We start from the raw sequence: 19,159 nt of genomic DNA on the forward strand, positions 1-19,159 counted from the left end.
GGATCAGGAGATCGTCGATGTACACGAACCCGGACGAAGCCGCCTATTGCATCACCCGGATCGCACGCTCCAACGTACTGGCCGCGGCATCGACGGACAGTTGCGCACGCGCCTCGCATCTCGGGATCGCCGAAGGCTATGAGGAGCGGCTGACGTCGCTGACCCGCTCGCGTCGCACCGGTCCGGCTCTGGCCGATGCTTGAGCGGACCGCACAGCCGACGGCCGCGGTGTCGCGCACTAGCGCACTCGCCCGCTGGGACAACGAGGGCGGAGCACTCTCACACCCGGTGCCGGTCAAGGCACCTCATGTGGACGTCGTCCATCATCTGTCCGATCAGGAAATGGTCTGCCTGCGCAGCCGGGTGATCGCCCTGGAGAATGTCGTCATCGCGATGCTGGCGGGCGGATCGCACGACCAACGCGCCGTGGTCCATGACATGGCCTTGTTCGTCCGACCGCCCCTCGATGAGGTGCAGGACCGGCTAACGATGCACGCGGCCGACCTGATGGATCATCTCGCCGATCGGGCAACGCGCTTCGCGCGCGTTCTCGCCTGAGCTTGAACGCGCCGCCCTGACGCTGCCGGACGAGGCGAGCGTCGAGGCGGTGCGTTGGGTCAGCGTCACAGGCGGTTTCTGAGATTGGCGAGACTGACGACCGGCGACAGCTTGCCGTCGATCTCGCTGCATTCGCGCTCCAGATCGGAGCGTACTTTCTCGATCTCGCGATCGGTGAGATGCTCAATACCAATGAATTGCGATCGGGCCGCATCGACCGCCCGGATCAGCTCATCGAGCTTGGCCTGCATGGCGGCCGCATCCCGGTTCTGCGAGTTCTGGATCAGGAAGACCATCAGGAAGGTGACGATCGTGGTCGCCGTGTTTACGACCAGCTGCCAGGTATCCGAAAAGCCGAACAATGGCCCGGTGACCGACCAGAGGACGATGATGCCGACCGCCGCCACGAAGGCACCGGGCTGGCCGGCGAAACCGGCTATGCGGGTCGCCGCGGCGGTGAACATACGATCGAGCATGCTCAGTGCGCCAAGGCAGGCGATGGCGATCGCGCCCCAGGCCCCGTCAATCGATCAGACCGCATCGAGCACCCGTTCCGGAGTATGCTGGCCGACATCGTGGAGAGCGAGAAAGGCCTTGAACAGCACGCGCGGGTCGTAGGTGCCCTTGTACACGGGGGACGGAGTCCGCTCGAGGCCGAGCAACCCGGCTACCGCTGCCTGCGCCGAGCGGATCGAATATTCGACGGTGAAGACGACATCGTCCGGCAGCTCGACGAACTGGCCGATGAAGCCGAAATTGATCGCCTGGGCGGGCACGGCCTGCGGGCGGTCGCCATGTACCCGCGGCAGGAACTGGCTGGTGATGAAGGGCATCATGCACGGGATGCAATTCGCGGAAGCGAGGATGCGGTCGGCCTGCTCGACGATGCCGAGATGGCCCATGATCTCCACCATGATCTCACGGCCGGTGCAGGCGGACATGGGCTTCTTCACGAAGTCACCGAGCGCATCGACCGAGAGACCGTACCCCCAGAAGACGGTCACGTCCTCGGGCTGGCCGATGAAGTGCGGCTGATGCGGGATGACGATGGATGCCAGCCAGCTCGACTGGGGGAAAGTGACAAGCCCGCCTTCGCCCGGCACGTTGCCGGTCGCATCGCGGACCAGATCGAGGAAAGTCGGGTCGCTCAGCGTCGTGGTGAACGACACCCATTTCGAGCGATCGATATGATCGGCGAACACCGCTGGGCGCCCGAAGTCGCCACGGTCAGCGGCGATGTTCTGCCATAGCTGCCACGCGCCGCCATCCGCCTTCCCCTTCAGCGCCGGCACCGCATCCATGCCGCCCAGGCTCGACGCCTCGGTCATCGATCCCAGCGTGACCAGCACATAGTCGCCGTCCCGAACCTCGATGCAGTCCTTGATACCGGCCTTCTCGATGACGATCGTCTCGACGGCGTCGCCGCCTCCACGATGCGTGAACTCGAGGTCGACGACGCGCGTGCCGGTTTCGAAGCGGACGCCGCGGTCGTCGAGCCATTTGCGCAACGGCCGCACCATTGAATCATACTGATTGTAGACGGTCCGCATGATGCCGGTCAGGCGATTGAACCCGCCGACCATGTGCGCGAAACGGACGAGATAGCGCTTGAACTCGACGGCGCTGTGCCACGGCTGGAACGCGAACGTCGTGCACCACATGTACCAGAAATTGGTCTCGAAGAACGCCGGGTCGAACTGATCGGCGATCGTCGAGCGGCCCAGCATCGCCTCGGGCTCGAGGCCGAGGCGCTCGATCGTCAGGATATGGCCTTCGGTGAGACCGAACGCCGGCGTCGTCCGTCGTTCGCCGTCGACGAACAGCCGCGACTTCGACGACGTCTGCATCGTCCTGTTCCAGTCGAGGATCTCCTGCGTGACCGTGCCGGTGCCGTCGAGTGTCGGGATCGACGCGAAGAGGTCGAAGGTGCAGAGATACTTGCTCTCGATCATCCGGCCGCCCCGCAGAACATAACCGCTCTCCGGGGTGCCCGATCCGTCGAGACTCCCGCCGATGACGCCGGACTCCTCGAGGATCGTGATGTCCGACCCCAGCATGTCGCCGTCCCGGATCATGAACGCCGCTGCGGACAGCGAGGCGATGCCGCCCCCGACCAGCCACGCCTTGGCACTCGCCTGGGGAGCAGGGCGCTTGAACAGCAACAGCTCGGCGCCTTCTTGACTGACGATCATGGCGAAATCTCCGTGCCGCTGCCGCTGGACCCGGAATGGGGCGTTCGGTCGGGCTGGGTGAGTCTTGTCAGTACCGCCCGCGGCGGGGTTCGGCCCAGCGTCGGGAACTACCTAACGCTCAGCCCTCCGCATTCCAGCCGGCCCAACTGTGATCGATCGATGCCTCAATCGCGGTCAGCAGCGCACGATCGCCGATGTTCCGTGCGAACACCGTGTCGCCGTGGCGCTCGGCCTCGATCAGCATCGCAATGCCTGGGTTGAGCCCATCGAGGAGGATCGCCTTGCCGCGCCAGCCACTGGCCCGCATTTCGCGCAGGAGCGCGGGGCCGTCGATGTCCTCCATTTCGAGGTCGAGGATGAGGCACGGATAATCGCGCGACCGCGGATCGGCGAGCAGCGCGGCGCAGGTCGCATAGGACCGGACGTCATAGTCTTCCGAGCGCAGCATTAGCTGTCGCGCGTGCCGGATGGTGGAATCGCCATCGACGAGGGAAACACCGATCTTCTGTCGTGACGAAGGCGTGGTAGCGTTCTGCATGCGGATTTCCTTGGGTTTCTCCAAGGATCACACGGGGGGCGGCCTCACGTCTGTACGTAGAAGGCGAGGGGAAGGGGTCGCCAATCAGTCGGGTTGAGTGTCGCCGAGACCCGCCGCGAACGCGATCCGCAGGACATCGGACAGACTGCGCGCGGACAGCTTCTCCATCAGATTGGCGCGGTGAACCTCGACCGTCCGCGTCGCGATACTGAGATCGAAGGCAATCAGCTTGTTGGGCCGCCCCAGGACCATGCCGTCGAGCACGTCGCGCTCGCGCGGCGTCAGCGCCGCGAGGCGGACCGAGGCCTCGGCTGCGGCAAGCTGACCGCGATCGTTTCGACCGGCCTGGCTCAACGCTTCGTCGATCGCGGCCAGCAACGCGGTCCGCTCGAACGGCTTCTCCAGGAACTCGATCGCACCGGCCTTTACCGCACGCACCGCGAGCGTCACGTCGCCGTGGCCGGTCAGCATGATGACTGGGAGCATGATGCCCTGTTCGGCAAGCCGCGCCTGCACTTCCAGCCCGTCGATCTCGGGCATCCGTACGTCGAGCAGTACGCACCCTCGCGTTTCGCGGGTGGCGGTCTTCAGGAATTGCACGCCCGACGCATAGGCTTCGACACTATGGTCGGCCTTCCGCAGCATGAAGCCGACCGATTGGCGGATCGCCTCGTCGTCGTCGACGATATGGACGGTACGTGCGGGGTCAGACATCATCGGCTCCTGCCAGGGGCACGCAGAAATGGAAGGCCGTCCCCGATGTGGCACCGGCCTCGGCCCAGATCCGACCGCCATGCGCCTCGACGATCGTGCGGCAGATCGAGAGACCCAGCCCCATGCCGTCCTCCTTCGTGGTTGCGAACGCCTCGAACAATCGGTCGCGGATGTCCGGGGACAGGCCCGTGCCGGTATCCGCGACGGTGACGCGCACCCAGGCATCACGATCGGGCGCGGTCGCGATCGTCAGCTCCTTGCACGGCGACGACGCCATCGACTGGATCGCGTTGCGGATGAGGTTGACCAGGACCTGCTGGATCTGGACGCGGTCGACCAGTACCGTTTCGAGCCCCGCGGCGATCGTCATCGTCACGCTGACCCCCGCCTCGTGCGCGCCAAGCAGGCCGAGGCTGGTGGCTTCCTCGACGATCGTGTCGAGCCGTTCCGCCTTGAAGCCGGTGTCGCCGCCGTCGACGAACGCGCGCAGCCGGCGCACGATCATGCCGGCGCGCAACGATTGGGCTGCTGCAAGCTCCAGGGCCTCGGCGATCTCGCCGAGCAGGCCGTCATCGGTCTCGCCGATCATGGCACGTGTCGTCTCGAGAAAGGCGGCGATCGCGGTCAAGGGCTGGTTGATCTCGTGGGCGAGCGTGGAAGCCATCGTCCCCATCGCGCTGACGCGGGAGACATGGACCAGCTCGGCCTGAAGCTCCTTCATCCGGCGCGCGGTTTCGTGCCGGTTCGTCAGGTCACGCACGAAGCCGGTGAAGATCCGCTCACCCGCGATCGACGCCTCGCCGACCGCTAGTTCGATCGGGAAGGTTTCGCCGTTGGCGCGCTGCGCAGTCGCGACGCGGACGTTGCCGATGTTGTGGGGAATGCCGGTCTGCAGATAAGTGTGGAGATGGCCATCGTGCCCGTCCCGGTCGCCGGGCGGCATCAGCATGCTGACGTTTTGCCCAATAACGTCTGCCTTCGCATATCCGAACAGTTGCTCGGCCGTGGTGCTGAACGACGACACGATGCCGGTTTCGTCCATCACGATCATCGCGTCGGGTACGGTCGCGAGGATCGAGCGGAGATGATGTTCGCGTCGGACGACCGCGGCTTCCGATGCCTTCTGGTCGGTGACGTCGCGGATGACCTTGCCGAAGCCGCGCAGCTCGCCGGCGTCGTTGCGAAGCGCGGTGATCGTCACGCCGGCAAGAAATTCCGACCCATCCTTGCGGAGACGCCAGCTGTCCTCCTCGATGCGACCAAGCGCTGACGCCCGGGCCAGATCATCGGCCGGCTTTCCGGCCGCGACGTCGTCGGGGGTATAGAAGATGGCGGAATCGACGCCGATGACCTCCGCCTCGGTCCAGCCCTTCATCCGCTCCGCGCCACGGTTCCAGATCGTCACGCGCCCCTCGGGGTCGAGCATATAGATTGCGTAGCCCGTCGCCCCGTCGATCAGCAGACCAAGCTCCTCGGCCACGACCGCATTCCTGCGGGCGACGGCCTCGGCGTCGGACAAATCGCCGCGAGGCACCGCTGCGTTCACGAGGGCGGCGCGGTCTGTTTGCAGGTGCGAAAGTCGATCATCTGACGGCGTGCCTCCGGCCGGGTAAAATCCCGAACCATCGGCAACCCATGCCGGGTCAACGCTTCGCGAGGCGGTATGACGCAATATCAGGCCAACGGTCTGAAAAGCGTCATCGCGATCTCGCCTGCTACCAGCAGCGAAAGCACAGCACCGCCGATCGACACCCGTCGGTTCATCGTGATGATCGGCCTGAGAAGCGTCTGGATTGCCGTGTGCATGATCGTCATCCCTTGTTGTTCAAGGGCGTGTTGGGCGCTTGGCCGAGGCGGCGATATTGTGGTTTCACACATCGCCGGCCGGCGCGAATAGCGATTATACCTATCCGGCCAGCTGATAGGTGGCATGCCCACCCGTCTCGAACGATGATAGATTGGCCATCGTCGTCTTGGCGATCGCGGACAGCGCCTCGTGTGTGAAGAAGCCCTGATGGCCGGTCACGAGCACGTTCGAGAACATCAGCAACCGCTCGAAAGCATCGTCCTGGATGACCTCGCTCGACAGATCCTCGAAGAACAGCTCTTCCTCTTCCTCATAGACGTCGAGTCCAAGATGCCCGATCCTGCCGCTCTTGAGGCCCTGGATCACCGCTGCGGTGTCGATCATGCCGCCCCGGCTCGTGTTGATGAGCATCACGCCATGCTTCATGCGGTCGATCGCGGGCGCATCGATCAGATGCCGCGTCGCATCGGTGAGGGGACAGTGCAGCGAGACGATGTCCGCTTCGGCCAGCAAGGTATCAAGCGTGGTGTAGGTGACGCCGAGCGCGGCGCAGGCGACATTCGGAATGACGTCATGGGCGATGACCTTGCACCCGAACCCGAGCATGATCCGCGCGACGCCCGCGCCCACACGCCCGGTCCCGACAATGCCGACTGTTCGGCCGTGCAGGTTGAAACCCAAGAGTCCCTCGAGCGCGAAGTTGCCCTCCCGCACCCGGGCATAGGCGCGGTGGATATTGCGATCGAGCGACAGGATGAGCGCCACCGTGTGCTCGGAGACTGCCTCCGGCGAGTAGGCCGGCACACGGGCGACGGCGATGCCGAGACGCTTGGCCGCGGCCATGTCGACATTGTTGAACCCCGCTGATCGGAGCGCGACGATCTCGACTCCGACATCCTTGAAGACCTGGAGGGCGGCAGCATCGACCTGATCGTTGACGAACGCGCATACCGCCGTCGAACCCTGCGCCAGGGTCGCGGTCGCGGCCGTCAGCCGGTCCTCCACAAACCTCAGGGTATGAAGGGAGCCTGCGGCCTTCTCCATGAAGGTGCGATCATAGGATTTGGTGCTGAAGACGGTGACGATCATAGAACATGCTTTCGGGTGAGTGCGAATACCGAGGCCTGGACGCCGGAAGTCGGTTCAGGTCGCGGCGAGTGTCGGGGAAGGCGGGATGGCGCGTGACGGGCGATCTGCGACGCGTGCATGGCCCGTCTCCTTCAGGAACAGGCTGAGGCCGATCGCGACCACCACACCCGCGACCAGCGGTAGGAACCCGTTCTGAAACTCCGGCAACGTAAGCGGCTTGCCTTGCGGGACCATCAGCCGCGAGATGAAGGGGGAGACGATGCCGCTGGTCAGGAAGACGAGGAAGTTCATCACGCCTGCAGCGGTGCCCTTGACCGCAGACGGGTTGGTCTCCTTCATCATCGAGAAGGGGACCATTGCGGCTCCCGAGGCGATGCCAAGCACGAGCGCGACGCTGTAGGGCGGGAGCAGGCCGTGGGGCACGTAGATCGCGGTCAGGCCGGCCGCCAGCATCACCAGTGCGCCGGCGATCAGCACGGGTTTGCGACGGCCCAGCCGGTCGGCCAGGAAGCCGAGCAGCGGACAGCCGATCACCCAGCCGATCGGCACCATCGAGGCTTCCGTCGCAGCAGCGGCCATCGACAGATCCTTGCCGCCGTTGAGGAACGACGTTGCCCAGACCAGCGCGCCGATCGTGGTAGGCAGGAAGAGCAGCCCCCCGATCACCCCGGCAAGCCAGCTCTGCGGATTCGCAAGGACCGTCTTGAAGGGCTGGACAAGGCTGGCGGCGGAAAGCGGGCCGTGATGGGACGCACTGTCACCGCTGTCGCGCGGCATGACCATCCAGGTGGCGACAGCTAGCACGAAGCCGACGACGGCGAAGCCGATCCAGACATATTGCCATGACAGATGAAGGCTTCCGGCCGGATCGATCAGCATATGGACCGGCTTCGACCCGAACGCGGCACCGGCCATGCCGAGGCACTGCGTCAGGCCGATAAACAACGCGAGCATCCGTGACGGCAGATATCGAGCCGCCACATAGGAAGCGCCGATGAACGCGAAGATCGCACCCGTTGCCTGAAGGACGAAACCGGCCATGCCGGCCGCCTCGCTGCCTTGGGCGAACACGAGGCACCCCAGACCGACGACGGCGATACCATAGGGTATCGTGCGTTGCGGGCCGTATCGATCGAGCAGAACGCCGGCGATGAGCGCCATCAGCGCATAGGCGACGTAATAGGCCGAGATCATCCCGCCGATGTGATTGCCGCCCCATGCGGCCGAGAGTTCGTGCTGCATGACGCCCGGCGCCGAACGGACGGCGTACTGGAAGAAATAGAAGACCGCGCACAGCGCCCAGGCCAGCAGGAACAGCGGCTTGAGCTGGACAGGCGGTGCGTCGGCGACCACTGCTTGCGTCGGCACGCCGATGCGGGCTCCTACGGGGTCGTGGCTCGGCATGGATGGATCCTCGGCAAAATGACCCATGAGCGGGCGCCAGGGACGCAGGACAGCGGCGAAAATGACCTTGCTGTCGGGAGCGTCGTTGGCGTCGCTGGGTAGCGCGTCGGTCATTCCGGTCGCTACGCTCGGAAACTACGCAGTCGAAGGTGTCCGCCGCGTGCCGGATGGTCGGCCGCTCGGGGGTGATCGCGATATGCGCGCGATACCTGCGTAATTGCCGATGGTGATGCGCGATGGGCCAGGCGGGTAGAGGGTTATCACCCCCGCCTCCCGCGAGGCGGGTTGCGCGGCAGAAGCCGCAGGATCGGATGCCACAGCTATGACGATCAACCGCACTTCGGACGGATCAGCGCCGGTCCTGCGCCGTCCCATTCTACACCTAGCCGATGGTGCGGCGCGGTCACTTTCGCTCGCCTTCGACCCGCTCAAGGATCGACGCCCGCGGCGTCTTGTGAAGGGCGCTGGCCCTGCGTCCAGGCTGGCCGTGGCGGTCGACCTGACGTGACGAGCAAATTGATTCTGGCGATCGCCTTCGCCCTGTCGGTGCCGATCGCCGTCGCGGCGCAGACGCTACCGATCCCCGCCGCTGACGGCAGGATCGAGGCGCTGAAGCCCGGCGAATATCTGTGGGCACCCGGGATCGCGCCCGAAGGCCCGGTCACGATCATCGTCAGCCTCAAGACCCAGAAAGCCTACGCCTATCGCAACGGTGTCGCGATCGGGGTTTCCACCGTCTCCACGGGTACGAAGGGCTTTGCGACGCCGACGGGGGTGTTCACCGTCCTCCAGAAGGACGCGGACCATGTGTCCAACCTCTACAAGGATGCCGCCATGCCGTTCATGCAGCGGCTGACCTGGGGCGGGATCGCGATGCATGCCGGCAACCTGCCGGGCTATCCCGCCTCGCATGGCTGTATCCGGATGCCACTGGCCTTTGCCAAGCTGCTGTTCGGCATCACCAAGATGGGCATCACCGTGGTCATCACGCAGGACGCGCTGGTTCCAGTGGTGGTCGCGAAACCCGGCGTTCTGAAGCGCGACGAGCGCGGGACCGGTGGTGACCGCGCCTTTGCCTGGAACCCCGCACGCGCGCCCACCGGTCCGGTGTCGATCGTCATCAGCGGTCGCGACCGCCGGGTGGTCGTCCTGCGCAACGGCGTCGAAATCGGATCGAGCGCAATCGACCTCGACGCTCCTGTGGAAGAGACCGCGGCGTTCACCCTCCAGGCGATCGATGACGGGGGAGAGCATTGGCTGCGATTGCCGCTGCCCGGGCAAACCCGAACCGGGGAGCTGAGTGACGCGGATCGGGCGAAGGGCCGTCTTCCCGATGGCTTCCGTGCCGCGTTGGCGACGGTTCTCACGCCGGGGACGACGTTGCTCGTCACGCGCGAAACGCTGGCGAGCGCGGGCACTGGCAAGCCGGTGACGGTGATCGAGGCCGACCGCCCATGATCGCCGACCACACCCGAGAGGAAACCGCTCCGGTTATCGCATGGCACGCGATGTCGAGCACGGACATCGCAGCCCGGCTTGGCACGTCCGATCGGGGTCTGGAGCCTGACGAGGCGACCGCGCGCCTTGTTCGGGACGGGTTGAACGAATTGGCGCCCCCGCCGGCGCCTTCGATTATCCTGTTGTTCGTGCGGCAGTTCAACAGCCCGCTGATCTGGTTGCTCGTCGCTGCGGCGGCTGTATCGCTGGGCCTTGGACACACGACCGACGCCGGGTTCATCGGCGTCGTGCTGATCGTCAACGCACTCATCGGCACGTTCCAGGAGGGCAAGGCTGCTGGCAGCCTCGCCGCCCTGCGCGATATGATCGGCCATACCGCACCAGTCCGCCGCGGGGGATCCGTGTCGGTGATCGATACGCGCGACATCGTCGTCGGCGATGTCGTCGAGCTGGAAAGCGGTATGGCGGTGCCGGCCGATATCCGTTTGTCGTCAAGCGTGGCGCTACGCGTCGATCAATCGACTTTCACCGGCGAGTCGGTCGCGGTCCTGAAGGATGAGGCGGCGCCCCTCGTCGAGCGCACGCCGCCCGGCGACCGCACGACGATGCTGCTCGCGGGCACGATGATCGACGAGGGACGGGGGGCTGGCGTCGTCGTGGCGACCGGTGCCGATACAGCCCTCGGCGCGATCGATGCATCGCTGCGCGATACCAAGGCAACACCCCCGCCGCTCGTCGTGCGCCTCAACCGGTTGGCGCGGCAGATCAGTATTGCCAGCATTGCGCTGATCGTGCCGTTCGCGATCGTCCTGCTTGTCCAGGGCCGTCCGGGCGACGAGATCCTGCTGCTGGCAGTCGCGCTTGCGGTATCGGCGATCCCGGAAGGACTGTCGATCGCGGTCACCGTCGCACTTGCGGCGGGAACTCGCCGCATGGCGGCACGCAAGGTCATCGTCCGGTCGCTGCCGGCGGTCGAGGGACTTGGCGCCTGCACCGTCATCGCCAGCGACAAGACGGGCACGCTCACCCGCAACGTGCTCTCGGTCGAACGCATCCTGCTTGCTGACGGACGGGCGTTCGATCGCGCAGAATGGGCGGCGAATGCAGACGCGCTGGTTGCCATCGGTCGCGCCGCAGCGCTCTGCAACGAAGCGTCGCTCGGTGCCGACGGCCTACCGGTTGGCGATACCGTCGATGTCGCCCTTCTGGGGTTCGCGCGGGACAACGGCGCCGATCTCGCGGCGATTCGGGCGATCGTCCGGGTCGCAGGGCTGCCTTACGAGCCAGCCCGCAAATTCTCGTCCGTGGCGGTCGATGAAGGACAGGGCATCCGCGTGTTCGCCAAGGGGGCGCCCGAAGTCGTCCGGCCGATGTGCCACCCGATCGATGCTGCCACGATCGCCAAGGCTAGCGCGATGGCAGGCGACGGATACCGCATTATCGCCGTTGCCATGTCGGACGGATCGGCGACGGTCGACCCCGCCTCGCCAAGCGGCCTCGTCTTCCTCGGGTGGATCGGGTTGATCGACCCGGTCCGCCCGGAGGTGCCCGCGGCGATCGCGCGCTGCGCCGAGGCTGGTATCGGCGTCCGCATGGTGACGGGAGACCATCCCGGCACGGCGCTGACGATCGCGCGCGAGCTCGGACTCGAGGTCCGCGAGGATCAGGTGGTGACAGGCACGCAGATGAGCGCGCTGACGCAGAAGCCGGCAGAGCTTTCCACGCTCGTGCTGGCAGGCCGCGTGTTCGCGCGGATCGAGCCGGTCCAGAAGCTCGAGATCGTCCAGATTCTGGCCGCCAGCGGCGAGCTGGTCGCGGTTACCGGGGACGGCGTCAACGACGCCCCCGCGCTTCAGGCGGCGCATATCGGCGTCGCTATGGGCATTGCCGGCACCGACGTCGCGCGCGGTGCGGCCGATCTGGTGCTGGCGGACGACAATTTCGCCTCGATCGTGGCGGGCGTCGAGGAAGGCCGGGTGACATATGCCAATGTCCGGCGGATCGTCATCATCCTGCTGGCGACGGGGATGGCCGAGATCGGCATGTTCCTCGGGGCGGTCGCCTTCGGTCTGCCGATGCCGCTGACCGCGGTCCAGCTCCTCTGGCTGAACCTCGTCACCAACGGCGCGCAGGATGTGATGCTGGGGTTCGGCCGTGGCGAAGGCGACGAGTTGCGGCAACCTCCACGCGCGCCGGGCGAACCGCTGCTCGATCGCAGTGCGATCGCGCTGATGATCCCGCCCGCCGTGGTGATGACGGGCTTTGCGCTCTTCCTGGTCTATGCCTTGCGGCGGGACGGGCATCCGCTTGCCGAGATCCAGAACGCGGTGCTGCTGATGACTGTGCTGTTCCAGAACGTCTATGTGCTGTGCATGCGCAGCGAGCGACGCTCGATCTTCCACGAGCCGTTGTTCTCCAACCCGTGGCTACTGCTGGGCATCGGCGTCGCACTCGCGCTGCAGCTGGTCGCCATGTTCTGGCCCCCGTTGGGCGGCATCCTCGGCACCTCACCGGTGGTCAGCCGTACGCTCTGGTTCTGCCTCGGCGCGACGGGGTCGACGGTCATCGTGACCGAAGCCACCAAGCAGATCGTCGCACGGTGGCAGGCCGCAAGAATCGTAGAAACGGTTGCGAGGAGGGGAGCCGATAGATCCCGATGATCAGACTTGCGCTTGGGAAAGCCGCAACCGATCATGCTGCCGGGCCGGCATCAAGGGGAGTGAGAGCAGCGATGGCAGACGAATCGGTCAAGGGGCCTGCTTCCTACTTCCCGTCGATCGAGCAGAAATATGGTCGCCCGATCGACGAATGGCAGGGGCTGATCCGGCAGAAGCTGCCGGCAAAGCACATGGAGCTGGTCGCCATGTTGAAGAGCGATCATGGCATGGGGCATGGCCACGCGAACGCGGTGGTGGCACATACATTGTCCACCCAAAAGGCATAAGGCGAGTGACCCGGTCGCGTCGCTTGCGGCTATCGCATCGCGGCGATCAATCGGTCGATTGGCATGGTCGCGAACGTCGTGAAGCTGTCGGCGACCGCATAGGGCAGGACCAGCGTCCGGCCGTGGAGCAGCGCACCGCAGCTGTAGGTGACGTTGGGGACGTAGCCTTTGCGTTCCGTCGTATCGGGACGAACCAGCGGGCGGGTCAGCCGCCCGAGCAGCTTCGACGGGTCGTCACGATCGAGCAGGCAGGCACCGATCGCGTAGTTGCGCATCGGTCCGACCCCGTGGGTGAGCACCAGCCAACCCTCAGCGACCTCGATCGGCGAGCCGCAATTGCCGATCTGCACAAACTCCCACGGCCATCGCGGTTCGATGATCGTCGTACCGAGCGGCCAGTCGTAGAGGTCGTCCGAATAGGCCAGCGAGATGGTCTCGTTGTCGGCGCGGCCGAGCATGGCGTAGCGGCCGGCGATGCGCCGCGGGAACAGCGCCATGCCCTTGCCGGCGCCGGCCGCTCCGTGGATCGTGTCCAGGGCAAAGGAGCAGAAGTCATTGGTCCGCAACAGCTCCTGGCGGATGCCTTGCCCGCTATAGGCCGTATAGGTGCCGAGCCATGAAACCGTCCCGTCATCGTCGGCAAAGCGCACGAGGCGCAGATCCTCGATCCCGTTGCGCTGCGCGGGGGTCGAGGGAAAGATGACGATCTCGGACAGCGCGTACCCGGGCTCGCATTGCATGCGGACGCCGGCAGGTCGCGAGCCGCCCAAGGCGGCATCCTCGATCCGCGGCACGATCGCCCGCGCGCCCTGTGGCTCGAGGGCAATTCCCCCGGAGGCGTCGCACACCCCCGTCCTGAATGTGATTGAGGAGACATGGCCCTCGCCGACGGCGCGCAACGAGAGGACGAAACGCACCGACCCTGCGGGGATCCTCGTCTGGTCGGGATGGGCTACGATGCTGGGGTTGAAGAGGGCGGCTGCCTCGTAGCCATATTCCTGGCAGAAATAGGCGCCGATCAGCAGGATACGCTCCTCGCCAATCGGATCATCGTGACCGATGACGCCTTTGACCTCGGCATAACGCTGCGCGAACACCGCCTCGACCTCGGCGTGATGCCCCGCGAAGTCGCGCGTCAGGTCGCAGAGTTCGTCCGCGACCGTGGCGTCGTCGAGCGCCATGACGCGCGACGCGATCCGTCGCGCGCGCGCATGATCGTCGTCGGAACCCGGAACATAGGGTCGGATCACGACCCGCGAAGGGTCGGGGCGCAGGACGATATCCAGGCGATCGACGAATGCGGCATTGGACAATCGAGCGTTCCTTCGGGGCGGGGATCCGGTCTCGACGACGCTAGTGCGCCAGCAGCAGGGGAATGCGGCTGTTCGAGAGGGCCGCCTGGGTGGCTCCGCCCAGCAGGAACTCGACCGTGCGCGAATGACCATAGGCACCCATGACCAGCAGGCTGGCGCCCACCTCTTCTGCCACCTTCAGAATGGCACCCCCCGCATCCCCGCTGTCCGCGCCGCGACGGACGACATGAGCGTCGATCCCATGTCGCGACAGGTAATGCGCGCCTTGCTCGCTATATGTCCGCAAGGTCCGGTCCTCGATCTCGACGAGGTGGACGGACGCTGCCTTGCGCAGCAGCGGCAGCGACGCGCGCAGCGCGACCGAGGATTCCGCGGAGCCGTCCCACGCGACCGCCACGACACCGGCAGGATCGAACGGCGTGTCAGACGGAGGAATTGCGAGGACCGGCGCGCGCGCGGTCGCGGCAACCGTCGCGGCGAGCGACTGCGCCTTCCGGCCTGATCCGAGGCTCAACACGATGACATCGACGATCGGCGCCTTGCGCAGAAGCGCAAGATGCGGCTCGTCATCAAGATGCACCCAGTCCCAATCCGACCCGGCCTCGCGCAGCCGCATCTCGACCTTTTTCCGGAGATCGAGGCGCAGCGCCTCCATCTTCGTCGAGAAGTCGACCGGGAAGATGGTCGCGATGAACGGGTCGTTGGTCAGATACTCGGCATAGGGTGTCGCGTGCAGACAGGTGATATGTCCACCGAACGCCCTCGCAAGCGTCACCGCCGCGTCGATGCGGCCGTCGAGATCGTCATCGTCCTGAACGTGGAGAAGGATGGACTGCATGGTTCTTCCGATCTGATCTGGCGTCGGCAGGGCGGGCATTGCGAGGCCGGTCAGCCGCCGACGGCGAGCTGGGTCGCGTGCTGAGGGTAGGGGGCGATGACGCTCGCATCGGCGGGTTTGCCGCCCAGCGTGCTGGCGAAGCCGTGATTGACGTCGCGGTGATGGGCCTCGTCGGCGCGGACGACGAGCACGACATCGCGAAGCGTCGCATCGTCGGCCATTTGCCAATAGTGCTTGGCGATTGCCGGGGCCGGCACATTGGCCGACCGGCCCTCATCGATCTCCTGGAGGTAGAGGGTGTAGCTGGTGACAGCCTCCTCCTCGAAATAGCCGACCACCCGGTGCGCGGTGCGCGACGAGACCAGATACAGGATGGAGAAGCCGACGAGGAACACGCCCTGGACGCCAAGGATCACCAGCCGCTCGAACCATGTCGGCTTGGCGATCTCGATGAACGTCATCAGGTGCATGCGCTCGTTCTCCGCTTCCTCCATCAGGGTGCGGATCCAGCCTTCGTCGTCTCGCATCCGCCGCAGGCAGGTCAGATGCGTGAACATCGCGCCGACCATGCCCGGCACGGCTGCGACCGTCTCGAGAACGATGGCACGGTGACCGTAGCGCTTGGCGAAGAAGGTATCGGCGCTGAAGCGCAGCAGCTTGGTGAAGCCCAGCGCGAACCGGTCGGAAAAGCCCTTGGGTACGTGATGCACGACCGGCTCGGCTGCCCGCTCGTCGGCCAGCGCGCGCGCATCGGGGGTAAGGACTGAATTGACCATCGGGATGTTCCTGGGTTCGGGCGTGGGCTGATGCCGGCGAGGGGCAGACAGCGATCCTGCCACTGGCTGGGATCGCCAACCGCTCAGGCGGCCTGGGGTTCGAGTGCCATGCGCAGCACGATGAGCGTGGAATCGCCGGGGCAGGGTGAGGCGGACCAGCCCATCTCGCGCTCCAGCTTGATCGCCTGATGATTGTCGCGGCTCTCGACCGATTCCAGCGTTTTGATGCCCTTGGACCGGGCGAACCGCACGACATGCTCGACGAGCGTCCAGCTGATCCCGCCGCGCTTGAAGTCCGACCGGATCGCGACCGCGACCTCGGCATTGGTCAACGTCTCGTCCGAGGCGAGCATGGCGGTTGCGATGACCAGGCCGGTGCCGCTCTCGATCGCCAGGAAGTTTTCGGTGCGCGTATGATCGACCGAGACCAACGCCTTCAGCTGGTCGTGCCCGACCTTCTGGATCGCGCTGAGAAAGCGGAACCGCAAATCCTCCTTGTCGACATGGGTGAAGAACTCGGCGAGGACCGCTTCGTCCGCCGGCGCCGCAGGGCGCACGTGAAAATGGTAGCCGGCACGCGAGACCAAGTCAGCGCTCCAGTCCGCGTCGTGAAGTGGTATCGCCGGTGCCCCGGGGCTGTCCGGGCGAGTGGTGACGAGTTCGATCACGGTGGATCCCTTGGCTGTGCGTGAGGGCAGGCGGTCGGCATTGCGACCACCGCTTGTCGACGCTTCTAGCCTGGAGCGGACGGCCATCGCAGGCTCGGGAAACACGTAAGCGCCTTTGCATGAGAGGCGCGCCGACACCGATCGCGATGCGCGATCCCTTTGGTCGGGCACGTATTTCCCGATCCTAGGCCGTCAGCCGCCCGGCGTTACATCGAGGGGACGGGGCATCCGGTTCGACGGCTTCGCCCAATCCTACGAGGAGACCATGATGCCCCACGATCGCGCGCTTCAGGAGGCTGTCCTTGCCGAGCTGGTATGGGAGCCGAGCATCAATGCCGCGCATATCGGCGTTACCGCGGATGCCGGCGTCGTCACCCTGTCGGGTCACGTCGAGAATTTCCTCCAGAAGCGGAACGCGGAAAAGGCAACCGCCCGGGTCCGGGGGGTCAAGGCGGTAGTCGAGGAACTGCTGGTCAAGCTCGCGCTGCCGCTGAAGTATGGCGACGAGGAGATCGCGCGGGCAGCACTCAACCGGCTCGACTGGGAAGACAGCGTGCCGGCTGGTGCCGTGAAGGTGCGTGTCGAGCAAGGCTGGGTCACACTGTCCGGGTTGGTCGAGTGGCACTTCCAGCGCGAAGCCGCGGAGAAGGTGCTGCGCGGCATGACCGGCATCGTCGGCATCCAGAACGACACTACGGTCAAACCGCATCCGGTTGCGTCCAATATTCGTGCCGAGATCGACGCGGCCTTGCATCGCTCCCGGTTCGATCCGGATACGATCACCGTTACGGCTGAGGGCGGGACGGTGACGCTTTCCGGAACTGTCCCGACCATGTCGGACCGCTATATTGCATGTCAGACGGCCTGGAACTCGAAAGCCACCTCGGCCGTGCATAACGATCTCGTCGTCGCATGACCGTGGGCGCTCTGCGGGACACGCGTCGCGCGGAGCGCCGTCCCCGGCTCGACCTGACATTGGCGCACTTGGCGCTCGGCGTCGTCGCCGTTGGTGTGACCATCGTGTTCCTATGGTCGATCTGGGCGTTCCTCGGCGCTATCCTGTGGAGTGTGGTGGCGGCGATCATGTTCTGGCCGCTGAACAACCGCATCCTGTCCCGCTTTCCCGGGCGGCGAAATCTCGCGGCCTTCCTCACACTGCTCGTGGTCGTCACGATGGGCGTCGTGCCGGGTATTGCGCTGTCGATGTTCCTGCTCGACCAGGCGGGCGCGATCTATGCGCAGATTCAGTCTGGTCAGATTGACATCGCCGCGACGTTCGAACGTATCCAGGCGGTCCTGCCGGGCTGGATGGCAGGCCTGATGCGGCGCACCGGTATCACCGACCTTGATTCCCTTCGTGAACAGCTGTCGATCGGTATCACGGCGCGGTTGCAAATCCTGGCGTCGCATGCGCTGAAGATCGGCCAAAGTGCCGCGAGTTTCCTCCTGTCGCTCGCCGCGATGCTCTATCTGACCTTCTTCCTACTCCGTGACGGGCGGTCGATGACGACTAGCATCGGCAACGTCGTGCCGCTCAAACCGGACGAGCGCCGGGTGCTCGCCGATCGTTTCGTGACGGTCGTTCGCGCGACGGTCAAAGGTGGAGTCCTTGTCGGGGCGGCACAGGGGTCGGTTGGCGGCATCATCATGGCCATGCTCGGTGTGCCAAACGCGCTTCTATGGGCGGTCGTGATGGCGCTTTCGTCCCTGCTGCCGGCGGTGGGGACCGGCATCGTCTGGGTGCCGGTCGCGATCTATCTCTTTGCGACAGCCGACATGTGGCACGGTCTGATTATGACAGCCTCTGGCATCCTCGTGATCGGGTCGGTGGACAATGTGCTGCGGCCAATCCTGATCGGCCGCGAGACGAACATTCCTGATTTCGTCGTGCTCGTGACGACGCTCGGGGGGCTGGCCGCATTCGGCTTCAACGGGCTCCTGATCGGACCAGTTGCTGCCGCGATCTTCATGACGGTGTGGAGCCTGATCGGCTCGGAAGGTGCCGCGGCCGTTGCGGAACGCGCCGACGACGTTCCCCTGATCCCAATGGCCGGACAGGATGCCACGTCGGATGACGCTGCCAATCGGCTTGCGGCGCGCGGCTAACAGCCGAGCGCGCCGGATGTCGCGATCGATAGTCTCCCCTGTTAGGAAGTGGAGGGCGGTACGCAGCGCGATCATGCTGGCGGAAAGATAGCAACCAACGGCGCATCGTCGATAGGCTGTACGTCGCGCAGTTCCACCATCGCGATCTTCTCGACGCGTTCGGCTCCGACCGGATCGAGATAGACGTAGGTATGGTCGGCAAAGACAGGGCTGCACAGGCGCCAGATCACACCCCTGCGCCCGACACGGCGATCGGCGCGACCGTGGAGGCTGGCGAACGAGCCGACGATACGGACGCGCTGGGCGATGCGAAGCCAGTTCGCCGCGCCGGCGATGACGGCGGACCTTTCCTCTGGCGACAGTGCCGGTCGGCCGACGCCGAACGTCGCTTGCCGATCGCGCGCGATGCGCGCCAGCTTTTCCTCAACTGGCTCGGGTTCCCGGTCCGGAACCGGCCCCGGCCTGGCCTTGTGCATATGCGTCGTTGGCTTGCCGCCGAATAGATCGTGCTGCACCCCGACCAGGCGGCGGTTGAACATCGCTTCATCGTAGGCGCGCCGCCACAACGCTGCGGGCGTCGGTGGCTTGCGAGGCGCGCCGTCGCGCATCAGCGCGGCCAGCTCGTTGAATGTCGCCTCGTCCACGGTCGCAAAGCTCGGGGCATAGACCAGCCGCCCCGCGCCGGCCCGGCCCCCTTCGGGGTTAGGGTCATCGGGCTCGGTCACGCGGGCTCCGTCAAACCAAATGCACCGGC

20 protein-coding genes are annotated in these 19,159 nt (G+C 65.6%); 7 read left to right on the forward strand and 13 right to left on the reverse strand.

Going from position 1 to position 19,159, the window contains the following annotated elements; all coding sequences use genetic code 11:
* The first annotated feature begins 17 nt into the window (after positions 1-17).
* Both MC45_RS00100 and MC45_RS18495 read left to right on the forward strand, forming a co-directional pair.
* Positions 18-203, forward strand: a complete 186-nt coding sequence (locus MC45_RS00100) for a hypothetical protein (protein ID WP_038658131.1) — start codon at positions 18-20, stop codon at positions 201-203.
* A 106-nt stretch (positions 204-309) separates the two neighbouring features.
* Entirely contained in the window at positions 310-558 is a 249-nt protein-coding gene (locus MC45_RS18495; RefSeq protein WP_156143718.1) for a hypothetical protein, read from the forward strand.
* Positions 559-623: 65 nt separating this feature from the next.
* Here the strand turns inward: MC45_RS18495 and MC45_RS00110 are convergent, their stop codons facing one another.
* From MC45_RS00110 to MC45_RS00140, 8 genes are all read right to left on the reverse strand, one after another.
* Complete coding sequence (locus MC45_RS00110; protein ID WP_038658137.1) at positions 624-1,034, reverse strand: low affinity iron permease family protein; 411 nt, start codon at positions 1,032-1,034, stop codon at positions 624-626.
* Between the two features lie 54 nt (positions 1,035-1,088).
* A complete protein-coding gene (locus MC45_RS00115) occupies positions 1,089-2,750 on the reverse strand; it encodes an oleate hydratase (RefSeq protein ID WP_052075417.1) in 1,662 nt (553 codons plus the stop codon).
* A gap of 118 nt (positions 2,751-2,868) precedes the next feature.
* A complete protein-coding gene (locus MC45_RS00120) occupies positions 2,869-3,312 on the reverse strand; it encodes a response regulator (protein ID WP_156143719.1) in 444 nt (147 codons plus the stop codon).
* 60 nt (positions 3,313-3,372) lie between these two features.
* The gene (locus MC45_RS00125; protein ID WP_038666014.1) at positions 3,373-4,002 is read right to left on the reverse strand and encodes a response regulator transcription factor; all 630 of its coding nucleotides are present in this window, start codon (positions 4,000-4,002) and stop codon (positions 3,373-3,375) included.
* The gene (locus MC45_RS00130; RefSeq protein ID WP_245640777.1) at positions 3,995-5,674 is read right to left on the reverse strand and encodes a PAS domain-containing sensor histidine kinase; all 1,680 of its coding nucleotides are present in this window, start codon (positions 5,672-5,674) and stop codon (positions 3,995-3,997) included. Before MC45_RS00130 ends, MC45_RS00125 begins: the two co-directional genes overlap by 8 nt.
* Positions 5,675-5,676: 2 nt before the next feature.
* On the reverse strand, positions 5,677-5,817 hold the full coding sequence (locus MC45_RS19090) for a hypothetical protein (RefSeq protein WP_156143720.1): 141 nt from the start codon (positions 5,815-5,817) through the stop codon (positions 5,677-5,679).
* A 91-nt stretch (positions 5,818-5,908) separates the two neighbouring features.
* On the reverse strand, positions 5,909-6,898 hold the full coding sequence (locus MC45_RS00135) for a 2-hydroxyacid dehydrogenase (protein ID WP_038658142.1): 990 nt from the start codon (positions 6,896-6,898) through the stop codon (positions 5,909-5,911).
* Positions 6,899-6,952: 54 nt separating this feature from the next.
* Positions 6,953-8,416: an MFS transporter gene (locus tag MC45_RS00140; protein ID WP_245640778.1), complete on the reverse strand. Its 1,464-nt coding sequence runs from the start codon at positions 8,414-8,416 to the stop codon at positions 6,953-6,955.
* Between the two features lie 402 nt (positions 8,417-8,818).
* On the opposite strand from MC45_RS00140, the gene MC45_RS00145 reads away from it, so the two are divergent.
* From MC45_RS00145 to MC45_RS00155, 3 genes are all read left to right on the forward strand, one after another.
* Positions 8,819-9,760 carry a L,D-transpeptidase gene (locus tag MC45_RS00145; RefSeq protein ID WP_245640779.1) on the forward strand — a complete coding sequence of 314 codons (942 nt, stop codon included), beginning with the start codon at positions 8,819-8,821 and terminating at the stop codon, positions 9,758-9,760.
* Complete coding sequence (locus MC45_RS00150) at positions 9,757-12,420, forward strand: cation-translocating P-type ATPase (protein ID WP_081974249.1); 2,664 nt, start codon at positions 9,757-9,759, stop codon at positions 12,418-12,420. The genes MC45_RS00145 and MC45_RS00150 overlap by 4 nt, the downstream gene beginning before the upstream one ends.
* Positions 12,421-12,491: 71 nt before the next feature.
* Positions 12,492-12,704: a DUF4287 domain-containing protein gene (locus MC45_RS00155; RefSeq protein ID WP_038658145.1), complete on the forward strand. Its 213-nt coding sequence runs from the start codon at positions 12,492-12,494 to the stop codon at positions 12,702-12,704.
* A gap of 29 nt (positions 12,705-12,733) precedes the next feature.
* Here the strand turns inward: MC45_RS00155 and MC45_RS00160 are convergent, their stop codons facing one another.
* From MC45_RS00160 to MC45_RS00175, 4 genes are all read right to left on the reverse strand, one after another.
* Positions 12,734-14,149 (reverse strand): glycoside hydrolase family 130 protein, encoded by a 1,416-nt coding sequence (locus MC45_RS00160; protein WP_081974250.1) that lies wholly within the window; start codon positions 14,147-14,149, stop codon positions 12,734-12,736.
* Positions 14,058-14,855 (reverse strand): universal stress protein, encoded by a 798-nt coding sequence (locus tag MC45_RS00165; RefSeq protein WP_038658147.1) that lies wholly within the window; start codon positions 14,853-14,855, stop codon positions 14,058-14,060. The genes MC45_RS00160 and MC45_RS00165 overlap by 92 nt, the downstream gene beginning before the upstream one ends.
* Positions 14,856-14,905: 50 nt before the next feature.
* Positions 14,906-15,631 carry an alternative oxidase gene (locus MC45_RS00170; RefSeq protein WP_081974252.1) on the reverse strand — a complete coding sequence of 242 codons (726 nt, stop codon included), beginning with the start codon at positions 15,629-15,631 and terminating at the stop codon, positions 14,906-14,908.
* 83 nt (positions 15,632-15,714) lie between these two features.
* The gene (locus tag MC45_RS00175; RefSeq protein WP_245640780.1) at positions 15,715-16,404 is read right to left on the reverse strand and encodes a GNAT family N-acetyltransferase; all 690 of its coding nucleotides are present in this window, start codon (positions 16,402-16,404) and stop codon (positions 15,715-15,717) included.
* Between the two features lie 160 nt (positions 16,405-16,564).
* Between MC45_RS00175 and MC45_RS00180 the strand changes: the two genes are divergently transcribed.
* Positions 16,565-17,215 (forward strand): BON domain-containing protein, encoded by a 651-nt coding sequence (locus MC45_RS00180; RefSeq protein ID WP_245640781.1) that lies wholly within the window; start codon positions 16,565-16,567, stop codon positions 17,213-17,215.
* Complete coding sequence (locus MC45_RS00185; protein ID WP_081974254.1) at positions 17,212-18,405, forward strand: AI-2E family transporter; 1,194 nt, start codon at positions 17,212-17,214, stop codon at positions 18,403-18,405. Before MC45_RS00180 ends, MC45_RS00185 begins: the two co-directional genes overlap by 4 nt.
* Positions 18,406-18,476: 71 nt before the next feature.
* On the opposite strand, the gene MC45_RS00190 is transcribed toward MC45_RS00185, so the two are convergent.
* Entirely contained in the window at positions 18,477-19,130 is a 654-nt protein-coding gene (locus MC45_RS00190; protein WP_038658150.1) for a hypothetical protein, read from the reverse strand.
* Between the last annotated feature and the right edge of the window lie 29 nt (positions 19,131-19,159).

It is taken from the genome of Sphingomonas taxi, from assembly GCF_000764535.1.
In the GTDB taxonomy this organism is placed as follows: Bacteria; Pseudomonadota; Alphaproteobacteria; order Sphingomonadales; family Sphingomonadaceae; genus Sphingomonas; species Sphingomonas taxi.

Excerpts from the sequence above, each read along its gene's own strand:
- MC45_RS00100 (WP_038658131.1), top strand. The coding sequence starts at position 18 with ATGTACACGAACCCGGACGAAGCCGCCTATTGCATCACCCGGATCGCA.
- MC45_RS00110 (WP_038658137.1), bottom strand. The coding sequence starts at position 1,034 with ATGCTCGATCGTATGTTCACCGCCGCGGCGACCCGCATAGCCGGTTTC.
- MC45_RS00115 (WP_052075417.1), bottom strand. The coding sequence starts at position 2,750 with ATGATCGTCAGTCAAGAAGGCGCCGAGCTGTTGCTGTTCAAGCGCCCT.
- MC45_RS00125 (WP_038666014.1), bottom strand. The coding sequence starts at position 4,002 with ATGTCTGACCCCGCACGTACCGTCCATATCGTCGACGACGACGAGGCG.
- MC45_RS19090 (WP_156143720.1), bottom strand. The coding sequence starts at position 5,817 with ATGACGATCATGCACACGGCAATCCAGACGCTTCTCAGGCCGATCATC.
- MC45_RS00135 (WP_038658142.1), bottom strand. The coding sequence starts at position 6,898 with ATGATCGTCACCGTCTTCAGCACCAAATCCTATGATCGCACCTTCATG.
- MC45_RS00140 (WP_245640778.1), bottom strand. The coding sequence starts at position 8,416 with ATGACCGACGCGCTACCCAGCGACGCCAACGACGCTCCCGACAGCAAG.
- MC45_RS00150 (WP_081974249.1), top strand. The coding sequence starts at position 9,757 with ATGATCGCCGACCACACCCGAGAGGAAACCGCTCCGGTTATCGCATGG.
- MC45_RS00155 (WP_038658145.1), top strand. The coding sequence starts at position 12,492 with ATGGCAGACGAATCGGTCAAGGGGCCTGCTTCCTACTTCCCGTCGATC.
- MC45_RS00160 (WP_081974250.1), bottom strand. The coding sequence starts at position 14,149 with ATGGTCATTCGCGCACGGTCGAGTTCCTGCTGGGCGGAGCCACCCAGG.
- MC45_RS00165 (WP_038658147.1), bottom strand. The coding sequence starts at position 14,855 with ATGCAGTCCATCCTTCTCCACGTTCAGGACGATGACGATCTCGACGGC.
- MC45_RS00170 (WP_081974252.1), bottom strand. The coding sequence starts at position 15,631 with ATGGTCAATTCAGTCCTTACCCCCGATGCGCGCGCGCTGGCCGACGAG.
- MC45_RS00180 (WP_245640781.1), top strand. The coding sequence starts at position 16,565 with ATGATGCCCCACGATCGCGCGCTTCAGGAGGCTGTCCTTGCCGAGCTG.
- MC45_RS00185 (WP_081974254.1), top strand. The coding sequence starts at position 17,212 with ATGACCGTGGGCGCTCTGCGGGACACGCGTCGCGCGGAGCGCCGTCCC.